Raw genomic sequence first — 14,152 nt, forward strand, 5'->3', positions numbered from 1 at the left:
TGCCGCCGCGTACCCGATCGGGACGTTCCCGCTCCGGGGCCGAACTCACCTGCCGCGCCGACCGGGCTCGGGGCTGTCTGCCGGATCACCCGACCGCGGACGCCGGGAAGCGATTGACCGGCTCAGGGACTTGAGCGATTGACACGTCAATCAGGGGCCGGGAAACGGGCCCCGACCAGGCAAGGAGGAGTCCGATGGGCACGCTGGACGGCAAGGTCGTACTCATCACCGGCACCGGCGGCGGTCTGGGCCGCGTCGCCGCGCTGACCTTCGCCCGGGAGGGCGCCAAGGTCGTCGGGGCCGACATCCAGATCGACGGCAACAACGAGACCGTCGACCTCGTCCGGGCGGCCGGTGGGGAGATGACGAGCATCGCTCCGGTCGACCTGACCGACCCGGAACAGGCCCGCAAACTCGTCGAGGACGCCGTAGCCGTCCACGGGGGGCTCGACGTGGTCTACAACAACGCCGCCGCGCTGCGGTTCGGCCCGATGCCGGACTTCTCGGTCGAGGACTGGCGCTACACCATCGCCGGTGAACTCGACATCCCGTACCTCGTGTCGAAGTTCGCCTGGCCGCACCTGGTCCGGCGCGGCGGTGGCGTCATCATCAACGCCGCCTCGATGGCCGGCATGATCGCCGGTCAGGTCCCCCCGATGGTGGGCCACACCGCCGCGAACGCCGGCGTCATCGGGCTGACGCGGCAGCTCGCGCTCGAAGGCGCACCCCACGGCATCCGCGCGGTGGCCGTCAGCCCCGGCCCGATCCTCACCCCCGCCAGTGAGCGGGACCTCGGTGACAACCAGGCGGCCCGGGACGCCATCACGGCCAAGACGCTCCTGAAGCGCTTCGCCCGTCCGGAGGAGGTCGCCGAGCTGGTGGTCTTCCTCGCGTCCGACCGGGCGTCGTACATCACCGGCGCCAACTACCCAGTCGACGGCGGCGCGACCGCCTGGTGACCCGACCGGACGGACGCCGGGACGCCACCGGGCGACGGTGGCGTCCCGGCCCTACCCGGCATGATCAGCGGAACCGCCCTCCAGAACGGCCGCCCATCGAGCCAATCTCTTTTCCCGAAAGGCCAGGACGCCCTCGCGCCCCTCGTCGGAGAGGAAGTACCCGGTCGAGAGGGCGGACAGCCGCGCCAGATCCGCCCGCAGCTCGGCGGTGCCCGGCCGGCGCAGCAGCTCCTTCGCGCCGGCCAGCGCGCCGGGTGCCCCGCGCACCAGCGAGTCGCAGTAGCGCCGTACCGCGTCGTCCAGCCCGTCCGCCGGCACGGAGGCCGTGACCAGGCCGATCTCGGCGGCCCGTCGGCCGTCGAAGGTGTCGCCGGTCAGGTACAGCTCGGCGGCGGCACGCGGGTGCAGGCGGGGCAGCACGGTCGCCGAGATCACCGCCGGGATCACCCCGATCCGCACCTCGGTGAAGGCGAACGTCGCCTCGTCGGCGCAGACCGCCAGGTCGGCGGCCGCGATCAGGCCCAGCCCGCCGGCCCGGGCCGGCCCGGCGACCCGCGCGAGCACCGGCTTCGGGCAGTCCCAGAGCGCCGCCAGCACATCGCCCAGCATCCCGGCCGGCACCGTTCCGCTGGCGTACGCCGCGGCGGTCTCCTTCAGGTCCGCGCCCGCGCAGAACACCGGGCCCGTGTGGTCCAGCACGATCACCCGGACCGCGTCGTCGGCCACCGCCTCGGCAAGCCCGGCCAGCAACTGGGTCATCAGGGCGGTGGAGAGCGCATTGCGGTTGTGGGGGCTGTCCAGGGTGAGGGTGGTCACCCCACGGGCCGTGGCGACCCGCACGAGGACGTCGGGAGAGGTCATGCCGGGCACACTAGTGGCCATGCCCGGCGTCCTTCCAGATGGTGAGACCGTCCCCGTCGACGGATCGCTGCCCGCCACCGCCACCTCGGCGGTCGGCGCGCGCGGCTTCGGCGTGTACGTCCACGTTCCGTTCTGCGCCAGCCGCTGCGGCTACTGCGACTTCAACACCTACACGGCAGCCGAGCTGGGCGGGGGCGCCAGCCGGGAGGCGTACGCCGACACCGTGCTGGCCGAGCTGGCGCTCGCCGCCCGCGTGCTCGGCGACAGCCCGCCGCCCCGGGTCGACACGGTGTTCGTCGGCGGCGGCACCCCCACCCTGCTCCCCGCCGACGACCTGGCCCGCATCCTCGACGGCATCGACCGCACCTGGGGGCTCGCCGCCGACGTCGAGGTGACCACCGAGGCCAACCCGGAGTCGGTCACCCCGGAGTCGTTGCGGCGGCTGCGGGCGGCCGGCTACACCCGGATCTCGCTGGGCATGCAGTCCGCCTCCCCGGGGGTGCTGGCGATCCTGGACCGCACACACAGCGCCGGTCGGGCCACCGCCGCCGCCCTGGAGGCCCGCGACGCCGGGTTCGAGCACGTCAACCTGGACCTGATCTACGGCACGCCGGGCGAGCGGCCCGAGGACTTCGCCGCCACGCTGGAGCAGGTGGTCGCCGCCGGGGTGGACCACGTCAGCGCGTACGCCCTCATCGTGGAGGACGGCACCCGGCTCGCCGCCCGGATGCGGCGCGGCGAGCTGGCGTACCCCAGTGACGACGTCGCCGCGGACCGCTACCTGGCCGCGGAGGCAGCCCTCGACGCGGCCGGCCTGTCCTGGTACGAGGTGTCCAACTGGGCCCGCACCGACGACGCCCGGTGCCGGCACAACCTGCTCTACTGGACCGGCGCGGACTGGTGGGGGCTCGGCCCCGGGGCGCACAGCCACGTCGGCGGGGTGCGCTGGTGGAACGTGAAGCACCCCACGACGTACGCCCAGCGGTTGGCCTCCGGCGCGTCCCCCGGCCTGGCCCGTGAGGTGCTCACCCCCGACGAGGCGCACATGGAGGACGTGATGCTCCGGCTGCGGCTCGCCAGCGGGCTGCCGCTGGCAGTGCTCGACGCGGCCGGCCGGGCCGGCGCCGAGCGGGCCCTCGCCGACGGTCTGCTGGTCGCCGGGGACTACGCCGCCGGCCGGGCGGTGCTCACCCTGCGCGGGCGGCTGCTCGCCGACGCGGTCGTCCGCGACCTGCTGCCCTGACCCGAACGCGCCGCCCGACCGGCGGTGCGCCTCGCGCCGGCAGGGCGAGCGGTGCGCCGGACCGGCCGGGGGAGCGGCCGGCCCGGATCACTTGACGAGGTTGGCCGAGAGTGGGTAGCGGTAGAGGCTGCCCTCGTTGGCCTTGATGCCGGCCAGGATGCCGAACACGGCACCGAGGATGACGGCCGCGCCGACGCCGATGAAGCCGATCAGGATGCACGAGAGCACCCAGCCGACCAGGCCGACGATCGACCAGATGAGCTGGAAGTTGAGCGCGGCGACGGCGTGCGCCCGGACCGTCGGGGACTGGGTGCCCCGGGCCAGCATCGCCACCAGCGGGGCGATCCAGCCGAGCACGCCCGCACTGACGATCATCCCGGCCGCGCCGCCGAAGTGCGCGACCAGCGCCCAGGTCTTGTCCTCGTTGTTGGCGTAGCCGCCGCCGGGGCCGCCGTAGGCGCCGCCGGTCGGATAGCCGCCAGTCGGGCCGCCCGGGGGATAACCGCCCGGCGGGGGGTAGCCACCTGGCGGAGGGTAGCCACCCGACGGCGGCTGGTCACCAGTGGGCGGCGGATAGCCACCGGCCGGGGGATACCCGGCCGGGTCGGGTGCCCCCGACAGTGGTGCGGTGGGCGGCTCGGCCGCGTAGGGCGAGCCCGGGGGAGTCGGCTCCGGCGGGTAACTGCCGGGGTCTCCCGCGCCGGGAGGGCGAGGTGGTTCAGTCATGACTGTCACGGTAGGTGTCGGCGGCAACGTCGCACCAGAGCGACACCGCCCGGTCCCGTGGGCCGATCGGCCCGCTCGGGGTGGCGCGGGCCGCACCGACGGCCTGTCGTTGATCATCGCGTCGGCGGGGGCGCCGACGTAGACTGGCACTCGTTACAGTCGAGTGCCAGGACGGCCGACGGCCCGGGTGGGCTGCCGGCCGACGTGCGACAGGAGGTGCGGAGGATGGGTCTGGACGACCGCAAGCTCGCCGTGCTCCGCGCCATCGTCGAGGACTACGTCTCCACCCAGGAGCCGGTCGGCAGCAAGGCGCTTGTCGAGCGCCACCAGCTCGGGGTCTCCCCAGCGACGGTCCGCAACGACATGGCCGTGCTGGAGGAGGAGGGCTACATCCGGCAGCCGCACACAAGTGCCGGCCGGGTGCCCACCGACCGCGGCTACCGCCTGTTCGTCGACCGGCTGTCCCGGGTCAAGCCGCTCAGCCCGGCCGAACGCCGGGCCATCGAGCGCTTCCTCGTCGGCGCGGTCGATCTCGACGACGTGGTGCACCGCACCGTCCGTCTGCTCGCCCAGCTCACCCGGCAGGTCGCCGTCGTGCAGTACCCGAGCCTGGCCCGCTCCTCGGTGCGCCACCTGGAGCTGGTGCCGATCTCCACCACCCGGCTGATGCTCGTCATGATCGCCGACACCGGGCGGGTCGAGCAGCGGCTGGTGGAGCTGCCCGCGCCGGTGCCCGCCGACGACGTCACCGACCTGCGCCGGCTCGCCAACGAGAAGCTCGCCGGCGCCCGCCTGTCCGACACCCCGCCACTGGTGCAGGCGCTGGTCGAGGAGGTGCCGTCGGAGCTGCGCGGCGCGATGACCACCCTCTCCACGGTCCTGCTGGAGACGCTCGTCGAGCGGCACGAGGAGCGCATCGCCCTGGCCGGCACCGCCAACCTCACCCGGGGCGGCCTGCTCGACTTCCAGGGCTCGTTGCGACCCATCCTGGAGGCGCTGGAGGAGGAGGTCGTACTGCTCAAGCTCATCGGCGAGACCGAGCCCAGCACGACCCGGGTCCTGATCGGCGACGAGAACGAGTTCGACAACCTGCGCGCCGCCTCGGTGGTCAGCACCGGGTACGGCCCGGGGGCCACCATCGTGGGCGGCCTCGGCGTGTTGGGGCCCACCCGCATGGACTACCCCGGCACCATCGCCACGGTGCGCGCCGTGGCACGCTACGTGGGCGAGCTGCTGGCCCAGAACTGACCAGTCAGGGCCGACGGCCGGCTGCGGCCGCCGGTCGGCGTAACGCGAGACGAACATGAGGACACGGAACGCAGTGGCCAGGGACTACTACGGCATCCTCGGTGTCAGCCGGGAAGCCTCCGATGACGAGATCAAGCGCGCCTACCGCAAGCTGGCACGCCAGTTCCACCCGGACGTCAATCCGGACCCGGAGGCCCAGGAGAAGTTCAAGGACATCAACGCCGCGTACGAGGTCCTCTCGGACGACCGCAAGCGGCAGATCGTCGACCTGGGTGGCGACCCGCTCGCCCCGGGAGGCGGCGGCGCGGGCGGTCCGGGTGGCCCCGGCGGGGCCGGCCCGTTCGTCGGCTTCCAGGACATCATGGACGCGTTCTTCGGCGGCGCGGCAGGTGGCGCCCGTGGCCCACGGCCGCGGACCCGGCCGGGCGCCGACGCGATCCTGCGCCTCGAACTCGACCTGCACGAGACGGCGTTCGGCGTCGAGGCCCCGATCACCGTCGACACCGCGGTGCTCTGCACCACCTGCTCGGGCGCCGGCACGGCCGCCGGCACCCACCTGGCCACCTGCGAGGCGTGCGGCGGTCGGGGCGAGGTGCAGTCGGTGCAGCGCACCTTCCTCGGCCAGGTGGTCTCCGCCCGGCCGTGCACCGTCTGCCAGGGCTACGGCACGACAATCCCGCACCCCTGCCCCACCTGCGCCGGCGACGGCCGGGTGCGCACCCGCCGCTCGCTCACCGTCAAGATCCCGGCCGGTGTCGAGGACGGCATGCGGATCCGGCTGGCCCAGCAGGGCGAGGTCGGCCCGGGTGGCGGCACCGCCGGCGACCTCTACGTGGAGATCCACGAGCGGCCGCACGACGTCTACTCCCGCAAGGGCGACGACCTGCACTGCCGCGTCACCGTGCCGATGACGGCCGCCGCGCTGGGCACCCGGCTCACCATCAAGACGCTGGACAGCGAGGAGACCGTCGACGTCAAGGCCGGCACCCAGCCGGCCAGCACGCTGCGGCTGCGCGCCCGGGGCGTACCGCACCTGCGCGGCACCGGCCGGGGCGACCTCTACGTGCACCTCGACGTCCGGACGCCCACCAAGCTCGACCCCGACCAGGAGAAGATGCTGCGCGACTTCGCCAAGACCCGGGGCGAGGAGGTCGCCGAGCTGACCAAGCAGGGCGGCTTTTTCTCCCGGATGCGCGACGCGTTCAACGGCCACGCCTGACGTGTCCGCGCCGCTCTTCCTGGTCGACGCGCTGCCCACCGGCGACGCGCTGACCCTCGACGGGCCCGAGGGGCACCACGCCGCCACCGTGCAGCGGTTGCGCGTCGGCGAGGAGCTGCTGCTCGCCGACGGGCGGGGTGGCACGGCCGCCGCAGTGGTCACCGCCGTCGGCAGGGGCAGCCTGGAGGTCAGCGTCACCAACCGGGAGTACGCGGACGCGCCCGTACCCCGGATCGTCACCGTGCAGGGCATCGCCAAGGGTGACCGGGGCGAGCTGGCCGTGCAGGCGATGACCGAGGTCGGGGTGGACGAGATCGTGCCCTGGGCGGCGTCGCGCTCGGTGGTCCAGTGGCGCGGCGACCGGGGCGTACGGGCGCGGCAGAAGTGGGTCGCCACGGCTCGCGAGGCGGCGAAGCAGGCCCGCCGGCCCTGGCTGCCGGTGGTGGCCGGTGCGCCCGACGAGTCGACCGCGACTGTCGCCCGCCGGATCGCCGGCGCCGCCGCCGGGTTCGTCCTGCACGAGGAGGCGCAGGAGCGGCTCACCACCGCCGACCTGCCGACCGGCGGTGAGATCGTCCTGGTCGTCGGCCCCGAGGGCGGCATCGCCCCGGCCGAGTTGACCGCCTTCCGCGAGGCCGGCGGCCGGCCGGTCCGACTCGGACCAGCCGTGCTGCGCACCTCGACGGCCGGGGTCGCGGCGCTCGCCGTGCTCGCCACCCGCCTCGGCCGCTGGTAGCCCCACCCTCGGTTCGGCGGCGGGCCGCCGTGCCCGACCCCGGCAACCTCGTCGGCGTCCTTTGCTCTGCTTCAACGGACGCAACAGTTTCGGCCCTCGGGTGTTGCGCCGATTGAAGCAGAGCAAAGGACGCGATGAGTGGCCCGGAGGCCCTGCTCACCCCGGACTGCGCTGGGAGCGGCCGGTCAGCTGCGCAGGTAGGAGGCGCCGTTGAGGTCGACGATGGTGCCCGACGCCCACTCCGCCTCGGGTGAGGCCAGCCAGTGCACGGCGGCGGCGATCTCCTCCGGCCGGGCCACCCGGTCGAACGGGCTCTGCGCCCGGATGGCCGCGCCCCGCTCACCGCGCAGGTGCTCGGTCGTCATGTCCGTCGCCACGAAGCCCGGCGCGACGGTGGCCACCGTGATGCCGTACGGCGCGAGCGCCACGGCGAGGGACTGCCCCAACGCGTTCAGCCCCGCCTTGCTGGCGCCGTACGCCGGCTGGTCCGGCTCACCCCGGAACGCGCCCCGGGACGACACGTTGACGATCCGGCCGCCGCGCTCGCGCAGGTGCTGGGCGGCGCACCAGATGACGTTGCCGGCCCCGGTCAGGTTGGTCTCCAGCACCTGCCGCCAGCGCTGCTGCCACTCGTCGTACGACGTGCCGAAGATCGGGTGCGGGACGTCCCGGTCGCCGTACGTCCCGGCGTTGTTGACCAGCACGTCCAGCCCGCCGAGCAGTTCGGCGGCCCGGTCGACCATGGCCCGGACCGCGTCCGGGTCGGTGAGGTCCGCGCGGACCACCACGTGCCCCGAGCCGGGCAGCCCCGCGCGCAGCTTCTCGGCCGCGTCGCCGGAGTCGCGGTGGTGGATGGCCACCCGGTCGCCGCTGGCGGCGAACGCCTCCACCACCGCGCGGCCGATGCCACGCGAGGAGCCGGTCACCAGTACCGCCCGATCCGTCATGCCGGCCATCCTGCCTCAACCGTGCATCCTCTCCTTACACTGCCCCGATGGGATCCGACTGCCTGTTCTGCCGCATCGTCGCCGGGGAGATCCCGGCCACCGTGGTCCGGGAGACCGCCACCACGCTCGCCTTCCGCGACATCGACCCGAAGGCCCCGGTGCACGTCCTGGTCATTCCGAAGGAGCACTACGCCGACGTCGCCACGCTCGCCGAGGGTGACCCGGCGCTGGCCGGTGCGGTGCTCGCCACGGCCGCCGCGGTGGCCGAGGACGAGGGGCTGCTCGGCGACGGGTTCCGGCTGATGTTCAACACCGGGGCGTACGGCGGGCAGGAGGTCTTCCACGCGCACGCGCACCTGCTCGGTGGCGCCCCGCTCGGTCCGATGCTCGCCCGGGACCTGGCGTGACGGCCGGCCCCGACGCGTACGACCGGTTGGGTCGGCTGGTCCGCCGGGTGCAGGCCGACGCCCGGGTGCCGGCGGTGTCGGCGGCGCTGCACCGCGCCGACCGACAGCTGTGGACGTGCACTGTCGGGGGCACCGGCACCGACAGTCCGTTGGGGCCGGGCACCCAGTTCCGGATCGGCTCGGTCACCAAGACCTTCACGGCGGTGCTCACCCTCCAGTGCCGCGACGACGGGCTGCTGGACCTGGACGACCCGGTGGGCCGGCACCTGGACCTTCCCGCGCACGGCGAGCTGACCGTGCGCCGGCTGTTGTCGCACACCGGCGGCCTGCAACGCGAGCCGTTCGGTGACGTCTGGGACACCCTGAACGCGCCGGACGTCGAGCAGCTGGTGGCCGGCCTCGACCGTGCCGAGCGGGTGTTGCCCACCGGTCGGCGCTTCCACTACTCCAACCTGGGCCTGGCCGTGCTCGGCCTGCTGGTGGGCCGGCTGCGTGGGGGCACCTGGGCGGAGGTGCTCGCCGAGCGGGTGCTGACTCCGCTGGGGCTGACCGACACGACAGTGACCCCGCGGCCCTCGGCGGCCACCGGCTACCTGGTCGACGCGTACTCCGACGAGGCGCACCCGGAGCCGCCGACCGACTTCGGCGCGGTGGGCCCGGCCGCCCAGCTCTGGAGCACCGCTACCGACATGGCCCGCTGGGCGGCGTTCCTCGCCGACCCGGCGGCGCTCGACCCGGCCGGCGCGGTGCTCGCCCCGGGCACCCTGGACGAGATGCGTTGGCCGCTGACCACCACCGACGAGACGCTCTGGGGCGCCGGCTTCGGGCTCGGCCTGATCCTCGTACCGCAGGGTGAACGGGTGGTGCACGTGGGGCACGACGGGGCGATGCCCGGCTTCCTGGCCGGCGTGTACGGCCGGCGGGGTGGCGACGGCACGGCCGGCGCGATGGGCGCCGCGGTGCTCGGCTCGTCCGGCACGGCCAGCGAGGTGCTCGAACTGCCGCACCGGCTGCTCACCGAGGCGGTCGAGCACGATCCCGCCGACATCGAGCCGTGGACGCCGGGCGCACCCGCTCCGGCGGCCCTGCGGGGGGTGCTCGGCCGGTGGTGGGGCGAGGGTTCCGAGTACGTCTTCTCCTGGCACGACGGCGCCCTGCGGGCGCGCGGGGCCGGGGACCAGGCGGGCCGCCCGCCGGCGGTCTTCGCACCGCTGCCGGACCGGCCGGACGTGTTCCGGACGGTCTCCGGCCGGGAGGTCGGCGAGCTGCTGCGGCTGACCCGCGACGAGGATCGGACGGTGGTCCGGATGCACTGGGCGACCTACCGGTTCACCCGCCACCAGGAGACCTTCGACGGGTACGACTTCCGGGCCGGTAGTTGATCGCGGCCAGCGGAAATGGGCGCGATGCGGCCCGCGTTGAACCGATACGATGGGTGTAACGTCCGCACGCCGTGCCAGCAGGGCCGGCGCCGAGATCGAGAGCAGGTGCGCAGGGCCCTTCGGCCCGACCTATGACCGGCACCCCACCTCCCGGCCCGCCCCGGGTGCAGACCAGGATCACCGTGCCCGACTCCAAGATCATGGTCAATCTGCTCGGCGCGGGCGACGAGATCCTGCGACTCGTCGAACGCTCGGTCGCCAGTGACGTGCACGTCCGGGGCAACGAGATCACGATCACCGGCGCCCCCGCGGACAACGCCCTCGCCGAGCGGGTCTTCAGTGAGCTGCTCGAACTCATCGAGAAAGGCGAGACCCTGACCACTGACGCCGTCCGGCGTACCGTCGGCATGCTCGAGCAGGGCAGCGCCGAGCGACCCGCCGAGGTCCTGACCCTCGACATCCTCTCCCGTCGCGGGCGCACCATCCGCCCCAAGACGCTCGGGCAGAAGCGGTACGTCGACGCGATCGACTCGAACACCATCGTCTTCGGCATCGGCCCGGCCGGCACCGGCAAGACCTACCTGGCGATGGCGAAGGCCGTCCAGGCGTTGCAGGCCAAGCAGGTCAACCGCATCATCCTGACCCGACCGGCGGTCGAGGCGGGGGAGCGGCTGGGCTTCCTGCCCGGCACGCTCAACGAGAAGATCGACCCGTACCTGCGCCCGCTCTACGACGCGCTGCACGACATGCTCGACCCGGAGTCGATCCCGAAGCTGATGGCCGCCGGGACGATCGAGGTCGCGCCCCTGGCGTACATGCGGGGCCGCACCCTCAACGACGCGTTCATCATCCTCGACGAGGCGCAGAACACGACGCCCGAGCAGATGAAGATGTTCCTCACCCGACTCGGCTTCAACTCCAAGATCGTCGTGACGGGTGACATCACCCAGGTGGACCTTCCCGGCGGGACGAGCAGCGGCCTGCGGGTGGTCCGGGAGATCCTGGAGAACGTCGACGACGTGCACTTCTCCCAGTTGTCCAGCTCCGACGTGGTTCGCCACCGGCTGGTCGGGGAGATCGTCGACGCGTACGCCCGCTGGGACGAGCGGGAGAACCAGCAGGCGCAGGGCGTCCACGCCGTTCCCGGGCGACCCGCCCAGGGCGGCCGGTCCGGCCGCCGCCGCTAAAGCAGAGGAAAGCAGTTGTCCATCGAGATCGCCAACGAGTCCGGTGTCGAGGTCGACACCGACGCCGTGCTCGCCGTCGCCCGGCACGCCCTCGACGAGATGGGGGTCAACCCCCTCGCCGAGCTCTCCGTGCTGCTTGTCGACATCGACTACATGACCGAGCTGAACCACCGCTGGATGGGTGGGGACGGCCCGACCGACGTGCTCGCCTTCCCGATGGACGAGGGGAGCGTCGACCACGGTCCGGGCGAGAGCGCCCCCGCCGGCGGCGAGCCGGCCCTGCTCGGTGACATCGTGCTGTGCCCCGAGGTCGCGGCCAAGCAGGCGGCGACCGCCGGGCACGCCTCGGCCGACGAGCTGCACCTGCTCACCGTGCACGGGGTCCTGCACCTGCTCGGCTACGACCACGCCGAGCCGGAGGAGGAGCGCGAGATGTTCGCTCTGCAGGCTCGACTGCTGGCGAGCTGGCGGTCGACCCGCACCCAGTGATGTCCACTCCCTTGTTACTCGCGGTCGGCCCCACGGCCGGCCTTCCCGACCTGCAACTGATCGTCTTCGCGGCGGGCCTGGTGGTGCTGGCCGGTGTCATCGCCATGACCGAGGCGGCGCTCGCCGCGGTCTCGCCGGCCCGGGCCGCCGAGCTGGCCCGCGACGGTGTGCGCGGCGCCCGGACCCTCCAGGTCGTGGCCGCGGACGTCGTCCGGCACCTCAACCTGCTGCTGTTGCTGCGGCTGCTCGCCGAGCTGACCGCCACCACGCTCGTGGCGTTGGTCGCGGTGGACAGCTTCGGCGCCGGGTGGCGTGCCGCGCTGGTCACCGCCGGCGCGATGACAGTGGTCAGCTTCGTGGTGGTAGGCGTCGCGCCGCGCACCATCGGCCGGCAGCACGCGTACGCGGTGGGCCGGGCGGTCGCGCCGTTGGTCCGCTGGCTGGGCCGCGCGCTCAACCCCCTCGCCTCGTTGCTCATCCTGATCGGCAACGCGGTCACCCCGGGGCGCGGCTTCCGCGAGGGGCCGTTCGCCAGCCAGGTGGAGCTGCGGGAGCTGGTGGACCTGGCCGAGCAGCGCGGCGTCGTGGAGCACGGCGAGCGTCAGATGATCCATTCGGTGTTCGCGCTCGGCGACACCATCGCCCGCGAGGTGATGGTTCCGCGTACCGAGATGGTGTGGATCGAGGAGGGCAAGACCCTCGCCCAGGCGTTGGTGCTCTTCCTGCGCTCGGGTTTCTCCCGCATCCCCGTGATCGGGGAGAGCGTCGACGACGTGCTCGGGGTGCTCTACCTCAAGGACCTGATCCGGCGGTCGCGGGGCGGCGACCCGGACGCCGAGCAGTTGCCGGTGGCCGAGCTGATGCGCCCCGCCACCTTCGTCCCGGAGTCCAAGCCGGTCGACGATCTGCTGTCGGAGATGCAGGCGGCCCGCAACCACCTGGTCATCGTTGTCGACGAGTACGGCGGCACCGGTGGTCTGGTCACCATCGAGGACATCCTGGAGGAGATCGTCGGTGAGATCACCGACGAGTACGATGTCGAACGCCCGCCGGTCGAACGCCTCGCGGACTCCTCGGTGCGGGTGACCGCCCGCCTGCCGGTGGAGAACCTGGGCGAGATGTTCGGCGCCGATCTGCCCACCGACGAGGTGGAGACGGTCGGTGGCCTGCTCGCCCAGTCGCTGGGGCGGGTGCCGATCCCCGGAGCGCAGGCCGAGGTGGCCGGCCTCCGGCTGGTCGCCGAGGGCACCACGGGCCGGCGCAACCGGATCGACACCGTCCTGGTCAGCAGGGTGGAGTCGGGCGACGAGCAGGACAGCACCGGGCGCGGCGACAATGCCGGCCCCGGGGACGACCCGGATCATTATCGAGACGAGGAGAGGCAAGCCGCCGATGCCTGAGACACCCGCCGCGCCCGCCGCCCGGCCCACCCCCACCGCGCCGGGTCCGCTGAGCGCCGAGGACGGCAAGCTCGTCGTCCTGGCCCGGGGCGCCCGCGGGCGGGTCGGTGCCGTGGAGGGGGCCGCGGTCCGGGACTCCGACGGCCGGACGTACGCGGCGGCAAGCGTCGCGCTGCCCTCGCTGACCCTCACGGCGCTGCAGTTGGCGGTGGCCTCCGCCGTGGCCGCCGGTGCGGCCCGGTTGGAGGCGGCGGTGGTGGTGACCGAGGCGTCGACGCTGGACGGCGCCGGACACGCCGCGGTCCGCGACCTCGCCGTGGACGCGCCGATCCACGTGGCCGCGCCGGACGGCACCGTGCTCGGCACGGTGACCCAGTGAGCCCCGTCCGGGATCCGGAGCCGCGTCCGTACCGGGCCGGGTTCGGCTGCTTCGTGGGGCGGCCCAACGCCGGCAAGTCCACCCTGACGAACGCCATCGTCGGCACCAAGATCGCGATCACCTCGAACAAGCCGCAGACCACCCGGCACGTCATCCGGGCGGTGCTGCACCGTCCGGAGTCGCAGCTGGTTCTGGTGGACACGCCGGGTCTGCACCGCCCCCGTACGCTGCTCGGCGAGCGCCTCAACGACCTGGTCCGCTCGACCTGGACCGAGGTCGACGTGATCGGCCTGTGCATCCCGGCGGACGAGCCGGTGGGGCGCGGCGACCGGTTCATCACCGGCGAGCTGGCCGAGCTGAAGGCGACGGTGCTGGCGGTGGTCACCAAGACCGACCTGGTGGACAAGCGCCGGCTGGCCGAGCAGCTGCTCGCGGTCAGCGAGCTGGGCGAGTTCGCCGAGATCGTGCCGGTGAGCGCGGTCTCCGGGCACCAGGTGGACACGCTCGTCGACGTGATGACCAAATATTTGCCGCCGTCGCCCCAGCTCTACCCGGACGACATGCTCACCGACGACCCGGAGCAGGTGATGGTCGCGGAGCTGATCCGGGAGGCGGCCCTGGAGGGCGTCCGCGACGAGCTGCCCCACTCCATCGCCGTGGTGGTCGAGGAGATGATCCCCGAGGGTCAGGTCATCAAGATCTACGCCGACCTGTACGTGGAACGGCCCAGCCAGAAGGCCATTGTTCTGGGTCACAAGGCGAGCCGGCTCAAGGAGGTCGGCACGACCGCCCGCCGGCAGATCGAGGAGCTGCTGGGCAGCCGGGTCTATCTCGACCTGCACGTGCGGGTCGCGAAGGACTGGCAGCGCGACCCGAGGCAGTTGCGCAAGCTGGGCTTCTAAGAGCGCCATCCGGCCGCCCTGCTGAGGGGCGGCCTGATCGTTTGCGGTCGGGGCCGTGGGCAGCTTC

At 73.3% G+C, this 14,152-nt stretch carries 15 protein-coding genes; 12 read left to right on the forward strand and 3 right to left on the reverse strand.

The genetic code is table 11. The features are described 5' to 3' along the window. Positions 1 to 194: 194 nt before the first annotated feature. Complete coding sequence (locus AB0B97_RS30000) at positions 195 to 959, forward strand: SDR family NAD(P)-dependent oxidoreductase (protein ID WP_357498409.1); 765 nt, start codon at positions 195 to 197, stop codon at positions 957 to 959. A 51-nt stretch (positions 960 to 1,010) separates the two neighbouring features. On the opposite strand, the gene AB0B97_RS30005 is transcribed toward AB0B97_RS30000, so the two are convergent. Beyond that, a complete protein-coding gene (locus AB0B97_RS30005; protein ID WP_234587200.1) occupies positions 1,011 to 1,820 on the reverse strand; it encodes an enoyl-CoA hydratase-related protein in 810 nt (269 codons plus the stop codon). A gap of 19 nt (positions 1,821 to 1,839) precedes the next feature. Here AB0B97_RS30005 and hemW point away from each other — a divergent pair, with 19 nt between their 5' ends. Continuing rightward, positions 1,840 to 3,063 (forward strand): radical SAM family heme chaperone HemW, encoded by a 1,224-nt coding sequence (gene hemW / locus AB0B97_RS30010; protein ID WP_357498471.1) that lies wholly within the window; start codon positions 1,840 to 1,842, stop codon positions 3,061 to 3,063. Between the two features lie 87 nt (positions 3,064 to 3,150). Here hemW and AB0B97_RS30015 read toward each other — a convergent pair whose 3' ends face one another. After that, positions 3,151 to 3,789 carry a DUF4870 domain-containing protein gene (locus AB0B97_RS30015; protein WP_357498411.1) on the reverse strand — a complete coding sequence of 213 codons (639 nt, stop codon included), beginning with the start codon at positions 3,787 to 3,789 and terminating at the stop codon, positions 3,151 to 3,153. A 225-nt stretch (positions 3,790 to 4,014) separates the two neighbouring features. Between AB0B97_RS30015 and hrcA the strand changes: the two genes are divergently transcribed. The 3 genes from hrcA to AB0B97_RS30030 all read left to right on the forward strand — a co-directional run bounded on the left by hrcA (position 4,015) and on the right by AB0B97_RS30030 (position 6,992). Then, positions 4,015 to 5,037, forward strand: a complete 1,023-nt coding sequence (gene hrcA, locus AB0B97_RS30020; RefSeq protein WP_234587205.1) for a heat-inducible transcriptional repressor HrcA — start codon at positions 4,015 to 4,017, stop codon at positions 5,035 to 5,037. 73 nt (positions 5,038 to 5,110) lie between these two features. Beyond that, positions 5,111 to 6,256, forward strand: coding sequence for a molecular chaperone DnaJ (dnaJ, locus tag AB0B97_RS30025; protein WP_172899204.1), 1,146 nt, complete (start codon positions 5,111 to 5,113; stop codon positions 6,254 to 6,256). A 1-nt stretch (position 6,257) separates the two neighbouring features. Beyond that, entirely contained in the window at positions 6,258 to 6,992 is a 735-nt protein-coding gene (locus tag AB0B97_RS30030) for a 16S rRNA (uracil(1498)-N(3))-methyltransferase (protein ID WP_357498414.1), read from the forward strand. 185 nt (positions 6,993 to 7,177) lie between these two features. Here the strand turns inward: AB0B97_RS30030 and AB0B97_RS30035 are convergent, their stop codons facing one another. Then, positions 7,178 to 7,939 (reverse strand): SDR family oxidoreductase, encoded by a 762-nt coding sequence (locus AB0B97_RS30035; RefSeq protein WP_234587209.1) that lies wholly within the window; start codon positions 7,937 to 7,939, stop codon positions 7,178 to 7,180. Between the two features lie 47 nt (positions 7,940 to 7,986). On the opposite strand from AB0B97_RS30035, the gene AB0B97_RS30040 reads away from it, so the two are divergent. The 7 genes from AB0B97_RS30040 to era all read left to right on the forward strand — a co-directional run bounded on the left by AB0B97_RS30040 (position 7,987) and on the right by era (position 14,085). After that, positions 7,987 to 8,346 (forward strand): histidine triad nucleotide-binding protein, encoded by a 360-nt coding sequence (locus tag AB0B97_RS30040; protein WP_007463963.1) that lies wholly within the window; start codon positions 7,987 to 7,989, stop codon positions 8,344 to 8,346. Further along, positions 8,343 to 9,728 carry a serine hydrolase domain-containing protein gene (locus AB0B97_RS30045; protein WP_357498417.1) on the forward strand — a complete coding sequence of 462 codons (1,386 nt, stop codon included), beginning with the start codon at positions 8,343 to 8,345 and terminating at the stop codon, positions 9,726 to 9,728. The genes AB0B97_RS30040 and AB0B97_RS30045 overlap by 4 nt, the downstream gene beginning before the upstream one ends. Positions 9,729 to 9,859: 131 nt before the next feature. Continuing rightward, the gene (locus AB0B97_RS30050; protein ID WP_234587214.1) at positions 9,860 to 10,915 is read left to right on the forward strand and encodes a PhoH family protein; all 1,056 of its coding nucleotides are present in this window, start codon (positions 9,860 to 9,862) and stop codon (positions 10,913 to 10,915) included. 15 nt (positions 10,916 to 10,930) lie between these two features. Continuing rightward, positions 10,931 to 11,404, forward strand: coding sequence for an rRNA maturation RNase YbeY (gene ybeY / locus AB0B97_RS30055; protein ID WP_007463954.1), 474 nt, complete (start codon positions 10,931 to 10,933; stop codon positions 11,402 to 11,404). Beyond that, the gene (locus tag AB0B97_RS30060) at positions 11,380 to 12,804 is read left to right on the forward strand and encodes a hemolysin family protein (RefSeq protein WP_357498473.1); all 1,425 of its coding nucleotides are present in this window, start codon (positions 11,380 to 11,382) and stop codon (positions 12,802 to 12,804) included. The genes ybeY and AB0B97_RS30060 overlap by 25 nt, the downstream gene beginning before the upstream one ends. Beyond that, positions 12,797 to 13,183 (forward strand): cytidine deaminase, encoded by a 387-nt coding sequence (locus AB0B97_RS30065; protein ID WP_357498420.1) that lies wholly within the window; start codon positions 12,797 to 12,799, stop codon positions 13,181 to 13,183. Before AB0B97_RS30060 ends, AB0B97_RS30065 begins: the two co-directional genes overlap by 8 nt. Next, a complete protein-coding gene (era, locus tag AB0B97_RS30070; RefSeq protein ID WP_234587218.1) occupies positions 13,180 to 14,085 on the forward strand; it encodes a GTPase Era in 906 nt (301 codons plus the stop codon). Before AB0B97_RS30065 ends, era begins: the two co-directional genes overlap by 4 nt. The last annotated feature ends 67 nt before the right edge of the window (positions 14,086 to 14,152 follow it).

It is taken from the genome of Micromonospora sp. NPDC049004, from assembly GCF_040649315.1.
Lineage (GTDB): Bacteria > Actinomycetota > Actinomycetes > Mycobacteriales > Micromonosporaceae > Micromonospora.

Excerpts from the sequence above, each read along its gene's own strand:
- AB0B97_RS30050 (WP_234587214.1), top strand. The coding sequence starts at position 9,860 with ATGACCGGCACCCCACCTCCCGGCCCGCCCCGGGTGCAGACCAGGATC.
- AB0B97_RS30035 (WP_234587209.1), bottom strand. The coding sequence starts at position 7,939 with ATGACGGATCGGGCGGTACTGGTGACCGGCTCCTCGCGTGGCATCGGC.
- AB0B97_RS30005 (WP_234587200.1), bottom strand. The coding sequence starts at position 1,820 with ATGACCTCTCCCGACGTCCTCGTGCGGGTCGCCACGGCCCGTGGGGTG.
- AB0B97_RS30040 (WP_007463963.1), top strand. The coding sequence starts at position 7,987 with ATGGGATCCGACTGCCTGTTCTGCCGCATCGTCGCCGGGGAGATCCCG.
- AB0B97_RS30015 (WP_357498411.1), bottom strand. The coding sequence starts at position 3,789 with ATGACTGAACCACCTCGCCCTCCCGGCGCGGGAGACCCCGGCAGTTAC.
- AB0B97_RS30065 (WP_357498420.1), top strand. The coding sequence starts at position 12,797 with ATGCCTGAGACACCCGCCGCGCCCGCCGCCCGGCCCACCCCCACCGCG.
- AB0B97_RS30000 (WP_357498409.1), top strand. The coding sequence starts at position 195 with ATGGGCACGCTGGACGGCAAGGTCGTACTCATCACCGGCACCGGCGGC.
- hemW (WP_357498471.1), top strand. The coding sequence starts at position 1,840 with ATGCCCGGCGTCCTTCCAGATGGTGAGACCGTCCCCGTCGACGGATCG.
- hrcA (WP_234587205.1), top strand. The coding sequence starts at position 4,015 with ATGGGTCTGGACGACCGCAAGCTCGCCGTGCTCCGCGCCATCGTCGAG.